The sequence below is a fragment of the Achromobacter sp. LC458 genome (assembly GCF_001005835.2).
Lineage (GTDB): Bacteria > Pseudomonadota > Gammaproteobacteria > Burkholderiales > Burkholderiaceae_B > Achromobacter > Achromobacter spanius_B.
This window is the reverse complement of the sequence record NZ_LBHW02000041.1, coordinates 40,778-53,789: the sequence shown is the minus strand read 5'-3', so window position 1 is coordinate 53,789 and position 13,012 is coordinate 40,778. Positions and strand designations below refer to the sequence as shown.

At 64.3% G+C, this 13,012-nt stretch carries 10 protein-coding genes; 1 reads left to right on the top strand and 9 read right to left on the bottom strand.

Features of this window, described 5'->3' with window-relative positions; translation table 11 throughout:
* Positions 1–177: 177 nt before the first annotated feature.
* From icmH to tssB, 9 genes are read right to left on the bottom strand one after another with little or no spacing between them, the layout of a single operon-like run.
* Positions 178–1,005, bottom strand: coding sequence for a type IVB secretion system protein IcmH/DotU (gene icmH, locus YH64_RS25090; protein WP_082134626.1), 828 nt, complete (start codon positions 1,003–1,005; stop codon positions 178–180).
* Position 1,006: 1 nt separating this feature from the next.
* Positions 1,007–2,344 carry a type VI secretion system baseplate subunit TssK gene (gene tssK, locus YH64_RS25085; protein WP_046807001.1) on the bottom strand — a complete coding sequence of 446 codons (1,338 nt, stop codon included), beginning with the start codon at positions 2,342–2,344 and terminating at the stop codon, positions 1,007–1,009.
* Positions 2,341–3,537 carry a type VI secretion system lipoprotein TssJ gene (gene tssJ / locus YH64_RS25080; protein WP_052946100.1) on the bottom strand — a complete coding sequence of 399 codons (1,197 nt, stop codon included), beginning with the start codon at positions 3,535–3,537 and terminating at the stop codon, positions 2,341–2,343. The genes tssK and tssJ overlap by 4 nt, the downstream gene beginning before the upstream one ends.
* Entirely contained in the window at positions 3,534–4,916 is a 1,383-nt protein-coding gene (tagH, locus tag YH64_RS25075; protein WP_046807000.1) for a type VI secretion system-associated FHA domain protein TagH, read from the bottom strand. Before tagH ends, tssJ begins: the two co-directional genes overlap by 4 nt.
* Positions 4,913–5,932, bottom strand: a complete 1,020-nt coding sequence (gene tssG, locus YH64_RS25070) for a type VI secretion system baseplate subunit TssG (protein ID WP_046807007.1) — start codon at positions 5,930–5,932, stop codon at positions 4,913–4,915. The genes tagH and tssG overlap by 4 nt, the downstream gene beginning before the upstream one ends.
* On the bottom strand, positions 5,896–7,662 hold the full coding sequence (gene tssF / locus YH64_RS25065) for a type VI secretion system baseplate subunit TssF (protein ID WP_046806999.1): 1,767 nt from the start codon (positions 7,660–7,662) through the stop codon (positions 5,896–5,898). Before tssF ends, tssG begins: the two co-directional genes overlap by 37 nt.
* Positions 7,663–7,688: 26 nt before the next feature.
* Positions 7,689–8,117 (bottom strand): type VI secretion system baseplate subunit TssE, encoded by a 429-nt coding sequence (gene tssE, locus YH64_RS25060; protein WP_046806998.1) that lies wholly within the window; start codon positions 8,115–8,117, stop codon positions 7,689–7,691.
* A gap of 12 nt (positions 8,118–8,129) precedes the next feature.
* Positions 8,130–9,602, bottom strand: a complete 1,473-nt coding sequence (gene tssC / locus YH64_RS25055) for a type VI secretion system contractile sheath large subunit (RefSeq protein ID WP_255444736.1) — start codon at positions 9,600–9,602, stop codon at positions 8,130–8,132.
* A 47-nt stretch (positions 9,603–9,649) separates the two neighbouring features.
* Positions 9,650–10,159: a type VI secretion system contractile sheath small subunit gene (tssB, locus tag YH64_RS25050; RefSeq protein ID WP_046806996.1), complete on the bottom strand. Its 510-nt coding sequence runs from the start codon at positions 10,157–10,159 to the stop codon at positions 9,650–9,652.
* Between the two features lie 246 nt (positions 10,160–10,405).
* Here tssB and tssH point away from each other — a divergent pair, with 246 nt between their 5' ends.
* On the top strand, positions 10,406–13,012 hold the full coding sequence (gene tssH, locus YH64_RS25045; RefSeq protein ID WP_046806995.1) for a type VI secretion system ATPase TssH: 2,607 nt from the start codon (positions 10,406–10,408) through the stop codon (positions 13,010–13,012).

Genomic DNA, 13,012 nt, shown 5'->3' with positions numbered 1-13,012 from the left:
CCGTGAACGCTGTTGCACAAACGGGTTGATCAGCGTCAGCCGATCGTCGATCGACATCGTGGTCTGCATGTCTTCGGTGTAAAGAATTTCGCTGCCCGCCGCCAGCGCGGCCGCCACGATGGCGGCGTTGGCGCGTGCAAATTGGCCGGCCCTACGCGCGCGCCCGCGCTCATCAGCCTAGTTCTTCAAGATCCCGTCCAGCGAATGCAGCACGATGTCGGTGGTGCTGCCCAGGCTGAGCGCAAATGCGGCGTATAGGGCGGCCAGCAGTAGCGCGGCGCTGAGCCAGGGCGTCCACCAGGGCCATTGGCGGCCGACGCGATAGCGGCGGGATGCGATGTTGGTGCTGGCGTCTGTCAGGGCTTCCGGGGTTTCGCCGCGCAGTTCGCGCAAGGCGCGGTGCAGCTTGACGATGATGGTTTGCAGTGCCTCGTTCTGGTTGTGCTGCAAGCCATACTTGCCTTTGAAGCCCAGGCACAGGCATAGGTACTTGAATTCCAGCACGTCGCGATAGCGCGCGGGGTCCATCATCATGCGCGAAAGGACCGTGAAGAATTTCTCGCCGCCCCAGGTCTCGCTGTGGTTCACGCTTAGCAGCGAGCGTTCCGCCCATGATGAATGCGCGCCCCAGGGCGTGCCCATCACGGCTTCGTCGATAAAGGTGCACAGCGCATAGCGGTACGCCAGCTGCGTGGCGCCGTCGTAGCCATGCTGGCGGATTTCTTCGTCCAGCGCGGATATCTGGTCGCGTACGGTGGCGTAGAGGTCTTGGATGTCGTCGTATTCGCTTAGTTTGCGCAGGCGGATCACCAGGCCGAACAGCGGCAGCGCGCCGTCCACCAAGGGGTTGTAGCCGTGGCCGCGCAGCTGAAAGCCCAGGTCTTCGTCGCGGTCGATATGGCCGATGGTGTCGTAGCCGATGCGCGCTTTGTCATTGATTTCGGGCGTGGCGGATGTGCGCAGGAACTTGCCGCTGGGACGCTCGGTGGTGGCGGGGGTCGTCATGTCATTGGCTCCTGATGGCCCACAGTTGCAATTCCATCTCGGGGTAGTCGCCGGCGATGTGCAGGCCGAAACCCGCGGTATCCCGAAGCATCTGCCAGGAAGGATGGCTGCGGTCGAACTGGAAATACGTGAAGCCCGCGTGGAACGGCAAATGGCGCGGCGCGACCGGCAACGGCTGCAAGGGGATGCCCGGCAGTTGCAAGCTGACCAGTTCGCCCAGCTTTTCCATCGACGCCACCTTGGTCTGCTGCATGAACTGCTGGCGCAACCGGTCCAGCGGCATGCGCGCGCGCACCGCCAGGATGAAGTCGGCGTCCGCATACAGCGCGCGGTCATGCACGGCGGCGGTCAGCACGCCATATTGCTGGCGCTCAATCGGCAGCGAGACGGCGCGCGGCTGCAACACCGTGCTTAGCGCGCGTCGCAGCGTGTCTTCCAGCATCCGGAACGATAGTCGGGGGTCGTCGTGCTGATAGGCCGGAAACTCTTGCGGCAAGCGCCCTTCGTCGGTAAAGGTGACCAGCTCGCCACACGCCTGGCTGAACGCGATGTACAGCTGTTCGGGGTGCACATGGCGCAAGCGGGACAGGTGCAAAAACCAGGGATGCAGCCGGTTCAACACCAGCAGCAGGTTGAAATCGGTGACGTCCGCCACGCCCGCCTGCCCCGGCGAGCCGATGCGTTCGGCAATGTTCTTGGCGCGTTCGCGCATCAGGCCGGCGATCTCGCCCAGGTAACGCTTGAGCGGCGGAATGGCGTTCAGCGACATGCCGGTGGGGTAGAACGCATCGTCCAACAGCAGGCTGCCGTCCGGGCGCCGATCCAGCAATCGGCACAGCGCCACGCCCGTGAACGCGCTGCGGTCCTCGCGTTCAAGCGTCAGCTGAAGGTTGGGCGCGGCCAGGTCCATCGACACGTAATCGCCTTCCTGGCTGTGCGTGTCGCGCACCTCTTCGCTGCGCGTCACGTAGCGTGCCTTGGCATAGGTGTCCGGCCATTGCACTTCCAGCACCCCGTCCGAACGCAGCGGCAGGGTCAGGTAGACGGTCTGGTTGACGGACGACGTATCGGTGATGGCCAGCGGCACGGGCGGCGGCTGGTCGTTGGGGATATCGAACACCGTGCCGTCCGGCATCACGCCTCGGGCCCGCACGATGGCGATTTTGCCGAAGCTCAGGTATTCCTGGTTCAGCTCCAGTTCGCTCAACCCATAAAGGTGTTCGCTGACCCCGCCGATGCGTTGGTTCGCGTGGTGTTCCAGGGCGCGGGCCTGCTGCTGAAAGTGCTGGGGCTTGACGAACAGCCCTTCGTTCCAGATGACGGGGTTGCGTGTAGTCATGGTTGGGATCTCGGTTGCGACGCGCGAAAGCTCTCATCGACAATGCCGACGCGGTTGCCGTGCAACGTCATCAACAGCGCGTAGCGGCGGCCATTGGGTTCCAGTCGGAAAGCTTGCTTCCATACCGCGCCGTTCTGATCGTGGAAGTCGGCCACGATGGCGACGTAGCGGGTGTCTTTATCGATGCGGGCAAAGTCGATGAATTTGAACTGGCCCGGCTGCAACACATAGTCGTCCTGGCTGATATAGGTGCTGCCCAGCGCCTTTTTCAAATCTTTGGCCAGTTGCTCCGGGTCCGCGTTCAGCAGCAGCGAATCGTCTTTCAGTTGCAGCACCCTGAAGGCGATGGGGGTCGCGGCGCCGCGCGGCGGCGGGGCGGGATCGGCCGGTGGCAGGCTGGGCCCTCGGCTGTACTGGCCCAGCCCAAGGCCCAGGCCTGTGCCGGTACCCGAACCCGCGCCCGTGTCACCGCCCGTGCCGGAACCCAGGTCGCCCGCGCCCCCCATCAGCGCCATCGCGCCGGGCGCTTCGGTAGCCGGCGCGCTGGCCAAGCCACCGCCCAGCGGCAAGGGCACGCCTGAAAAGCCCTGCTCCAGCACGTGCCGCCCGGAACCAAATTGCCGCCCCGGCAGGTAGTGCGCCGAAATGCCCGGCGGCACCGTCAGGTCGCGCGTGACGACGGCGCCCGTCGACGGACCGGACGCAGGCACGGACTTGGGCGGTGCATGGCTTGCCACACCCTCCACGCCCTGCGCGTCCGCCACGTCCGCCACCTCCGTCCCCTGCGCCACCTCGGCCGGATCACGCCACAACTTGGACGACCCGGTATCCACGCGCCGCAGGGGGTGCAAGGACGGGCGCCCCTCTTCCAGTTCCTCAAGCAGGCTGCGCAGGCTTTCGATCAGCTCCTGGCGGTCGCCGCTTTTCAGCTTGACCTCAAGCGGCCCTTCCTCACGGTTGGACGCGGGGTCCGGCCCGGTATCGGCGCTGTCGTCCGGCATGCTGGCGGGGTTGGGGTTGACGTCGGCGGCGGCGTACAGGCTCAGGCCCACCAGCGAGGGCTGTTCATCGGGTGGCCCGATCGGAATGGACGGGTCCATCAGAATCTGCCCCGTCTTGGACAGCACATCGCCCACCGTGCCGCAGGCAGTCAACAGCGTGGACAGCAAGACAACGACAACAAGCCGCTTCATTCGGCCTCCGCCCGCAACACCCGGTCGTACGCCTGCTCGAACACGTCCCAGAACAGTTTTTCAAAGCCGCGTTGGCGTGTGGATGCCAGCTCGTCGTAGTAGTGCGTGTACATGCCCCACGCCCAGCCATCGCCGCCGCCCGCATCCGATGCCTGGTCGGGGCGGTAACGGTTGAAGCGTTGCAGCAGCAGCGCCGGCGCCAGGCTGCGCAATACCGCGTCCAACCCGGCCTGGATCGCCAGCGTGACCGCGCCGTGGTGCGCGTGCAACTGCGCCAGGCTTTCGTCGACCGCCGCCTTGGGCGACAGGTGCACCACGCTGCGATCGGTGGCGAACATGGCGCGCACCGTGTCGGGATAGCTCAGGCCCAGTCGCAAGGGGTTGTCTTCAATCGGTTGCAGGCTGCGGCCCAACAGCCGCCGTGGCTGCGCGGCGTCCGGTTGCTCAGCGTAGACCCGGGCGATGCCGCGAATGGCGGCATTAAGCGCCTGCCCGGCCTCGTGCAACAGCGCTTGTCCGGCCTGCGCGTCCAGCGGCCCCAGCGGCACCTCCAGCCCTTGCATCAACAGCTCGGCGGCCTCGGTCGGATCGCCCACCATGGCCTGCCGGTTGTTCAGGCGATACGGTTGGGGCGATGGTTTATGCAGGGACTTCGGCATGGAAACTTCTCCGGGAAATGGCAAGGGAGAGCCGGTCACGGGCGACCCCGTCACGGCTTCGAATCGCGTGGTGGCAAGGTCTGCCTGGGTCGGCGCGGCCGAGCCGCCGCGGCGCACATCCCACGGTTCCATCACCACGGGAGGCGACGCGGCGGCGCGCTCGGCGGCATCCAGCGCCCGCAAGGGGTCGCTGTCGGCACGCGCGTCAAACGGTGTGCTCAGCGCCAGAAAGTCCGCGTCCACAGGCGCTGGCGCGGCGTCTTGTTCAAACACGTAGGAACCGGCGGGCAAGTCGTCATGGCCGCTGGACTCGCCTTCCAGGATCTCGGCTACCCCGTACTGCGCCAGGTGCCGCGCCGGGTCCAGCAATTCCTGGTGCGGATGATTCAGGTGCACGGTGATGTGGTACGGCCCTATGTGCAGGACGTCGCCGTCACGCAGCTTGGCGGCGACCATCTTGCCCAGCGGCGCGTCTGCATCATTCACGCGCGTCTGGCCGCTGCGGTCCACGACGCAAAAGGCGGCATCGCGATAGACGATTTCGCTGTGAATCGGGTCGACGCGTCCGCTCTTGTCGGGCAGCGTCCAATCGGCGCCACGTCCCCCTATCGTGCCGCCGGCGGCGTCAAAACTGTGACGCGGCTTGCTGCCGTGAATCAGGGATCCGGGGTTGGCGACAACAAGCGCCAACGCCGTGAGCGAGGTTGCGGTAGCGGTCATAGACGGGCCTTGATACGAACGGTGAATGGTCGGCGCGCCGCCGTGTGCTGGACAAAGCTGGTCCAGCCCAGGTGGGCGCCGGTGTCGCGTCCCAGGTTGAAGGGCGGCACCTGGTCATGCCGCAAGCCCAGCTCCAGGTCATAGGCGGCGGGGTCGCGCAACAGGAAGTCGATCAGCTTGCGCAGCCGTTCAAAGTTCTCGCCGCTGGGCAGGAATTCCCGGAACCGCGCCTGATCCAGATCGCCGATCACAATGGAGAACTTGCTGTAGCGCGTGCGCACCCGCCCGCCCACCACGAAGCTGTCGCCCAGCACCCCGTTGCGGCGTCCAAGCCGCAAGCGCTGGCTGTCCGCCACATGCATGTAGCGCTGCTCGAACTCGCGCACGCCCACGTGCTTCAGGTCAAAGCAATGCGCGACGATGCCCGACACCACCTGCGGTGAGCGGCTGCGGCTGGCGATAACGCCGGCAAAACTCAACAGCCGGCTCCAGGGGATAGGCGTGGCGCCGCGCAGTTCGACGTCGCCCAGGCCCACCATGGCAAACACATAGCGGGAAAACCGATCCCGCGCTTCCCGCCGGAACCTGACGTAGTAGCGGTATTTGCGCCACGCCTGATGCAGCAGCGTCAACAACCGATGGTTGAAAAAATCCAGAAACGCCGGGCGGATGCCCACGCCTTGGCCGTACTCGTAGGCCAGCCGGTCCAGGTAGTGGCCGGGCAACGGGGAGTCCGGCCCGTGCAGGCCGAAGAACGTTGCCTGCACGTGGTAGTCGGCGCGCGCGCCGGCAGGCATGCGTTCGGCCAACGCCACGTCCGATGCCGGAAACCCCAGCCCCGCGTAGCTGCTCAGGCGCACACGCTGGCGCTCGGGCTCGTGGCTATCCCGGGACTCCAGATCATCGTCATGCAGGCCGTGCAGTTGCTCCAGCAACCGGAAGAAGTCGTAGTTCTTCGCATCGGCCAGCAAATGGTCCGCTAGATCAGCGGTTGTCTTCCTGTTTGCATCGGCCATTCGTAGTGCTCGTTGTTACCGGTGTTGGCGGCTTCCAGCAGGTGGAAGGAATTGATGCTGGCGTACAACGCAAAGAAGTGGCTTAACACCGTGCCGAACAGATACAGATCGCCCTCGCAGAGAAACGCGGCGGGATCCAGCTTGAGCCGCGTCTTCAGGCCCCGTATCGGCAAGCCCTTCATGAGCAGGTCGGTGGGTTGCGTGACGGCGTCGCCGATTCCGTCCAGCCGCTTGCTGCCGGCGCGCGCATGCTGGATGTCATGCAAGGCCGCGAAGTCATAGGCACGCAAGACAGCCTTCAGCGGTTCGGTGGACAGCAGCGACAGATAATTCAGCGACAGGTTTGAAATCAGCGTCCACTGCAACGCGCCGTCCAATACCGGCCGGTACGGCGCGGTCGGGCGCACGATGTTGCTGTAGGTGGCGAACGTGGGCGTCGTCTGCGTCTGCACGCAGATATCGCCCACGCCCAATGCCAGCGGCAAGTCTCGATTGGTGCACGTCAGCGCCAGCGAGACGGTTTCGTCTTCGTCGATGTAGTCGGTTTCGTCGCCACGGATAAACGCAATGCGATGCGCGACGCCCTGCTCGCCGATGGCGTTTTCGATGCGGCTGCGGTAGTACAGCGCGTGGCGGCCGCGTGCGTGTTCGATTTCGTGTTGCAGCGATTCAAACGGATGAAAGGTGCGCAGGTAGCGGCCGCGCTTGCCTTCGGCGACTCTCTGCCAGCCAGTAACTTCGTCGATGCTGAATATTTCGCATGCGTCGGCGCGGTGGCCGCCGGGCAACAGTCGCTGGTCCACCGCGCGCCCATTCAGGTTGATCGGCTCGGCATCCTGCTCGAACAGATTCACCGCGGGCGCGCAATACAAGGCCAGATCACCGATGCGTAGCCGGATGTCGGCGGGCATGGGCCGCGTGAAATGGAATTCCAGCCGCACGCGTTCGGTCGTGGCCTCGGGCCACAACGAGCGCAGCGCATTCAGGCTGAAGAAAAGGAAGCGACGCGGAAAAATGAAATATTCCTGAAGGATGCGATACCCATCGAAGACATTCCTGGGATACGGCAGCAGCGATTCTTCGGGCGCAAAACCGGGAAACGTGACCTGCCGGGGCGAGAGCGTGCGCGTCTGCCCCCCTGCTTCCAGGCGGATTTCGCCCAGGTAGCAAGACAGCCACAGGTACAGCGTCATGGCGGTGGTGTCGTCGCCCGACAGGTGAAAATCCAGTTTGTCGCAGTCGAAGGTATCGATGGCGTTTCCCGCCAGCGGCGCCAGATCGACGCGCATGATGGATTTCTCGCGCGTATGCGCATCGCTGACCTCGACGATTTCCAGCGGATAGATCACCACGTCCGTGCTGGTACGAAACTGGCAACGGGTGCCATCGACCGGCCGCGACAGCACGCGCGTGCCCTTCGGAATCACCTGCCGCGTCGTGATCGCGCGTTCGACCGGGGTGAACCGCATGATGGTCGCGCTGGGCAAGGGCCGCAGGTAATTCGGCCAAAGCAGTTGCAGCAGCGAATGGGTAAGTTCCGGTAGGTCGTCTTCGATCTTCAGGCGCAGCTTGGCCGTCAGGAACGCAAAGCCCTCTAGCAGCCGTTCCACGTCAGGGTCGGCGGCCTCGTCCCCCAAAAACTGCGACAGCTGTGGGTTGTCACGCGCGAACTCGCGTCCAAGCCGCCGCAGGTAATCGATCTCTTCGCGAAATTTTCCTCGCAACGGCATGTCGTCCCGCCTCCGTGGCACCGCGCTCAAACAACCCGGGCGTACCGGTCCTGATGGTGAATCACCAGATCGATCTCCACTTGTTCTTCGTGGTTCATGACCGGTACCAGGCATTCCAGCCTGAAGTTCAAACTAAGGGGTTGGGCAGGGTCCGGCCGCGAATGCACGTGCAGGACCTTGATACGCGGTTCAAAAGCCAGAACCGACGCGCGGATGTCCTGGCTGACGTGCGCGAGCAAGTCGGCGCTGCCCATCGCGGCGTCGTTGAAATCATGCAGCCCCAGCTCGGGGCTGCTCATCGAGCAGCCCCGGCGGCTATTGAGGATGCGTTCCAGGTGGCGTTTGATGGCGTGGATGCGTTCGGCGGCCAGCTCCTGCCGGGAACGGGTGCGCCGGGGCTGGGCGTCCGGCACCAGCCGTTCGAACAAACTGCCCTGCCCCCGCGACCTGGGCATCCGCCTGCCCCTTTATTCCTTGTCCAGCCTGCCAACCAGCGACAGCTCGAAGTTGGCGCCCATGTACTTGAAGTGCGGACGCACCGCCAGCGACACCTGGTACCAACCGGGATTGCCATCGATGTCCTGCACCATGACCTTGGCGGCGCGCAGCGGGCGACGGCTGCGCACATCGGCGGACGGGCTTTCCTGGTCGGCGATGTACTGCCGCAGCCACGTGTTCAGTTCGCGCTCCAGATCCTGGCGTTCTTTCCAGCTGCCGATCTGCTCGCGCTGCAACACCTTGATGTAGTGCGCCAGGCGGTTGACGATGAACATGTACGGCAGTTGCGTGCCCAGCTTGAAGTTGGTCTGCGCGGCCTGGCCTTCCGGCGTCTTTTGGAACAGCTTGGGTTTTTGCACCGAGTTGGCCGAGAAGAACGCGGCGTTGTCGCTGTCCTTGCGCATCGTCAGCGCGATGAAGCCCTCTTCGGCAAGCTCAAATTCCTTGCGGTCCGAGATCAGCACTTCGGTGGGGATCTTGGCCTGCAACTGACCCAGCGATTCGTACAGGTGCACCGGCAGGTCGTCCACCGCGCCGCCCGACAAGGGGCCGATGATGTTGGGGCACCAGCGGTACTTGGCAAAGCTGTCGGTGATGCGGCTGGCCAGCAGGTACGACGTGTTGCCCCACAAGTAGTTCTCGTGAGCCCCGTCGATGGTTTCGCGGTAGTTGAAACTGTTGACGGGATTTTCCAGCGGGTCGTACGGTTGGCGCAGCAGGAAGCGCGGCATCGTCAGGCCCAGGTAGCGCGCGTCTTCGGATTCGCGCAGGCCGCGCCACTTGGTAAAGCGCGGGCCTTCGAAGATGTCTCGCACTTCCTTCAGGTTGGGCAGTTCCTGGAAGCTCTTGATGTTCAGGAACTCTGCCCCGGCCGCGGCCAGGAACGGGGCGTGCGACATGGCGCCAACGGAAGCCACATAGGCAAGCAGCTTGATGTCGGGCGACGACGGGCCGAACGTGTAGTTGCTGACGATGGTGGCCACCGGCTCGCCGCCGAACTGCCCGTAACCTGCCGTGTAGACCTGCTTGTACAGGCCGCTGCGCGTGATGTCGCCGGCGCTTTCAAAGTCTTCCAGCATTTCGTCTTTGGTGACGTGCAGGACTTCGATCTTGATGTTCTCGCGAAAATCGGTGCGGTCCACCAGCAGCTTCAGGCCGCGCCAGGCCGACTCCAGCTCTTGCAACGGCGCCTGGTGCAGGATCGCGTCCATTTGCAGACCCAGCTTGCGATCGATCTGCGCAATCATCTGGTCGACCAGCTGCTTGTTGACCTGTTGTTGCGGTTCTTGCGTTCGTAGAATTTCCGAGATGAACGCGGCAACCCCGCGCTCGGCCACGGCATAGCCTTCGTGACTGGGTTCGATGCGGGTCTGGGCCATGATCTGCTCCAGCAACCCGATCGACGGCTTATCTTCCAACTTGGCGGCGGCTTGGGCCTTCATGCTCATATCCTTTGATTGCGGTTTGGCATTGCGACAGCAAGGGCGGCTTACGCGGCCGGCTTGTCCAACACAAGGTTCAGTTCCTTGGCCAGCGCCGTGCGCGCCTTGTCATCGGCCAACAGCGTCTGCAACTGTTTGCGAAACGCCGGCACGTTGCCCAGCGGGCCCTTAAGCGCCACCAACGCTTCGCGCAGGTCCAGCAGCTTGTTCAGCTCGGGCACCTGCCGGGCGATGGCGTCAGGCGCGAAGTCCTTCATGCGCTTGAAGTTCAGCGACACGTTCAGCGTGTCGTCTTCCTGCCCGGCCTCGCCCAAGCGCGAAGGCACCTGCATCGTCAGGGCCAGGCCGGCTTCGCCCATCACGTCGTCAAAGTTGTCCTTGTCGATGCGAACGGCCTGGCGCTCTTCCAACGCCGTCTCTTCACCGTGGCCTTTGAAGTCGCCGGTGATCAGCATCTTCAACGGCAATTCCACTTCGGCTTGCTGGTCGCCGGTGGCGGGCACGTACTTGATGTTGATCCGTTCCGGCGGGGCGACGGAGACCGATTTCTTCGACATGAAAGCTCCTGTTGTGAATAAGACAAACCACTCGGGGCTACCGCGATAAGTAGTGCTGGGATGCTAAGAGCGTGGGATACGAAGTCGCAATAGGACGAATAAGAAAACGCCGGAACATTCTCGAACGTGGGCTTTTCGACTTAGTAGTAACCGCGATATTTATGTCTTTCTGATTCCTCCTATGGAAATAAAAACCGCGCCATGGTGTCGTTGCGGATTACTTCTTTGTTCGAAAGTGTGTGAGTCATGATCAGAATTGATCTCTCTTCCCTCATCGATCGCTTGAACCCCATCTGCCGCCAGGCGGTCGAAGAAGCCGCCAGCCTATGCATCAGCCAGCATTGCGCCGAAATCACCGTTGCGCATGTGCTGACCAAGCTGGTGGATCAGCCGCTGTCCGACATGCGCGTGCTGATCCAGCACGCCGGCCTTGACGCCGATTCCGTGCGGCAGGCGCTGGCCGGCGGCAACCCTTATCACGAGGCCGCGCCGGGCCAATACCCCAGCTTTTCTCCGCTGCTGATTGAATGGCTGCAAGAGGCCTGGCTGCTGGCGTCGCTTGAACTTGCACAGGTCAAGCTGCGCGGCGGCAGTCTGGCGCTAGCCGCGCTGCTGAACCCCGGGCGCTACCTGCCATTGGCCGCCATCACCCTGTTCGAACACGTCAACCGCGAAGCGCTGCGCAAAGCGTTCAACACACTGTTCGCGCAGTCGGCGGAATCGCCCGGTCCCGGGGCGGACGCGCCTGCCACGCCGATCGATGGCGACGACACGGCCCTTGCCAGATACGGGCACGACTTCACCGCGCAGGCCCGCGCGGGCACGGTTGACCCGGTGCTGTGCCGCGATGCCGAAATCGACTTGATGATCGACATCCTTTCGCGGCGTCGCAAGAACAACCCCATCGTGGTGGGCGACGCGGGCGTGGGCAAAAGCGCGGTGGTGGAAGGGCTGGCGCTGCGCATCGTGCAGCAGCGTGTGCCCGAACCATTGCGTCACGTTGCGCTGTGGGGCCTGGACCTGGGCGCGTTGCAGGCAGGCGCGTCGGTCAAGGGCGAATTCGAAAAGCGCTTGAAAAGCGTCATTGACCAAGTCAAGGCGTCGGCGGGCCGCATCGTCCTGTTCATTGACGAAGCCCATACGCTGATCGGCGCGGGTAATGTGGCCGGCGGCAGCGATGCCGCCAACCTGCTCAAGCCCGCCCTGGCGCGCGGCGAGCTACGCACCATCGCCGCCACCACATGGTCGGAATACAAAAAGTACTTTGAAAAAGACCCCGCGCTGACGCGTCGCTTTCAGCTGGTGAAGCTGGAAGAGCCCACCCAGGAACAAGCGGTGCATATTCTTCGCGGCTTGCGGGCGACCTACGAACAGGCGCATCGCGTCTACATCGGCGATGACGCCTTGCGGGCCGCCGTCAGCCTGTCCGCGCGTTACCTGTCCGGCCGTCAACTTCCCGACAAGGCCATCGATGTGCTGGACACCGCCAGCGCACGCGTTGCGACCGCGCTGGCCGAGCCCCCTCGCCGCTTGACCGCGCTGGAGCACGAGCAGATGCAGATCACGGCGGAACTGGCCCAGTTGCGGCGCGATGCGCGCGCGGGCCGCGCGCCCGACCCGCGTCGCATTGCCCAGCTTGAAACGGATGGCGTGGCCGTGACCGAGCGCATGGTGGCGCTGCAACAGGCATGGGAGCGCCAACAGGCACTGGTGGATAAGATCCTGGGCCTGCGCGCCGCGCTGCCGTCGCAAGACGCGGTCGCGGATACCCTGGTCGCGGATGGCGACGGCTCGGGCGATGGCGACGTGCTGGCCGCCACTGTCGCTGAACTTCACCACCTGCAACGCGATGGCGCGCTGCTGCACGCCGACGTCGGCCACGAACAGATCGCACAAGTCATCGCCGACTGGACCGGCATCCCCGCCACCATCATCAGCCGTGGCCAGATGGAACGGCTGACGCAATTGCCCGACGTTCTGCGCGCGCGCATCAAGGGCCAGGACGCGGCCATCGACCGCATCCACAAGCACCTGTTGACCGCCATGGCCGACCTGCGCCGGCCCGGCACGCCCTTGGGCGCGTTTCTGCTGGCCGGCCCCAGCGGGGTGGGCAAGACCGAAACGGCGCTGGCGCTGGCCGACGCGCTCTTTGGCGGCAGGCAGTTCCTGACGACGATCAACATGTCGGAATTCCAGGAACGGCACACCGTGTCGCGGCTGCTGGGCGCCCCGCCCGGCTATGTCGGGTACGGCGAAGGCGGCGTGTTGACCGAAGCCATCCGGCGTCAGCCCTATTCCATTGTGCTGCTGGACGAAGTGGAAAAGGCCCACCCCGAAGTCATGAGCCTGTTCTACCAGGCCTTCGACAAAGGCGAGCTTGCCGACGGCGAAGGCCGCCAGATCGACTGCAAGAACGTGTTGTTCTTCCTGACTTCGAACCTGGGCTTCGACCAACAGGACGGGCAGCTTGCCGACCTGTCCGAAGACGCCTTGCGCGCCCGCTTGGGCGCCTTCTTCAAGCCCGCTCTGCTTGCGCGGATGCAGCTGGTTCCCTACCAGTACCTGGGCGAAGACGTGCTCGACCAGATCATCCATAGCCGCCTTGAGCGCCTGCGCGTGCAGTTTGCCGCCCGCTACGACGCCACCCTGGACATTACGGCAAGCGCCCGCGACGAGTTGCGCGGACGCTGCATCCGCCACGAAAACGGTGCGCGCCTGCTCGACGCCAGCATCGACGGCGAACTGCTGCCGCCGCTGTCATTAGCCGTGCTGCGGCGGCTGGCCACGGGCGAGTCCATTGGCGGCGCGCATCTGCATTGGGCCGAGGGCGCATTCACCGCCCAATTGCATTGA

Excerpts from the sequence above, each read along its gene's own strand:
- tssG (WP_046807007.1), bottom strand. The coding sequence starts at position 5,932 with ATGGCCGATGCAAACAGGAAGACAACCGCTGATCTAGCGGACCATTTG.
- tssK (WP_046807001.1), bottom strand. The coding sequence starts at position 2,344 with ATGACTACACGCAACCCCGTCATCTGGAACGAAGGGCTGTTCGTCAAG.
- tssB (WP_046806996.1), bottom strand. The coding sequence starts at position 10,159 with ATGTCGAAGAAATCGGTCTCCGTCGCCCCGCCGGAACGGATCAACATC.
- tagH (WP_046807000.1), bottom strand. The coding sequence starts at position 4,916 with ATGACCGCTACCGCAACCTCGCTCACGGCGTTGGCGCTTGTTGTCGCC.
- tssJ (WP_052946100.1), bottom strand. The coding sequence starts at position 3,537 with ATGAAGCGGCTTGTTGTCGTTGTCTTGCTGTCCACGCTGTTGACTGCC.
- tssC (WP_255444736.1), bottom strand. The coding sequence starts at position 9,602 with ATGAAGGCCCAAGCCGCCGCCAAGTTGGAAGATAAGCCGTCGATCGGG.
- icmH (WP_082134626.1), bottom strand. The coding sequence starts at position 1,005 with ATGACGACCCCCGCCACCACCGAGCGTCCCAGCGGCAAGTTCCTGCGC.
- tssH (WP_046806995.1), top strand. The coding sequence starts at position 10,406 with ATGATCAGAATTGATCTCTCTTCCCTCATCGATCGCTTGAACCCCATC.
- tssF (WP_046806999.1), bottom strand. The coding sequence starts at position 7,662 with ATGCCGTTGCGAGGAAAATTTCGCGAAGAGATCGATTACCTGCGGCGG.
- tssE (WP_046806998.1), bottom strand. The coding sequence starts at position 8,117 with ATGCCCAGGTCGCGGGGGCAGGGCAGTTTGTTCGAACGGCTGGTGCCG.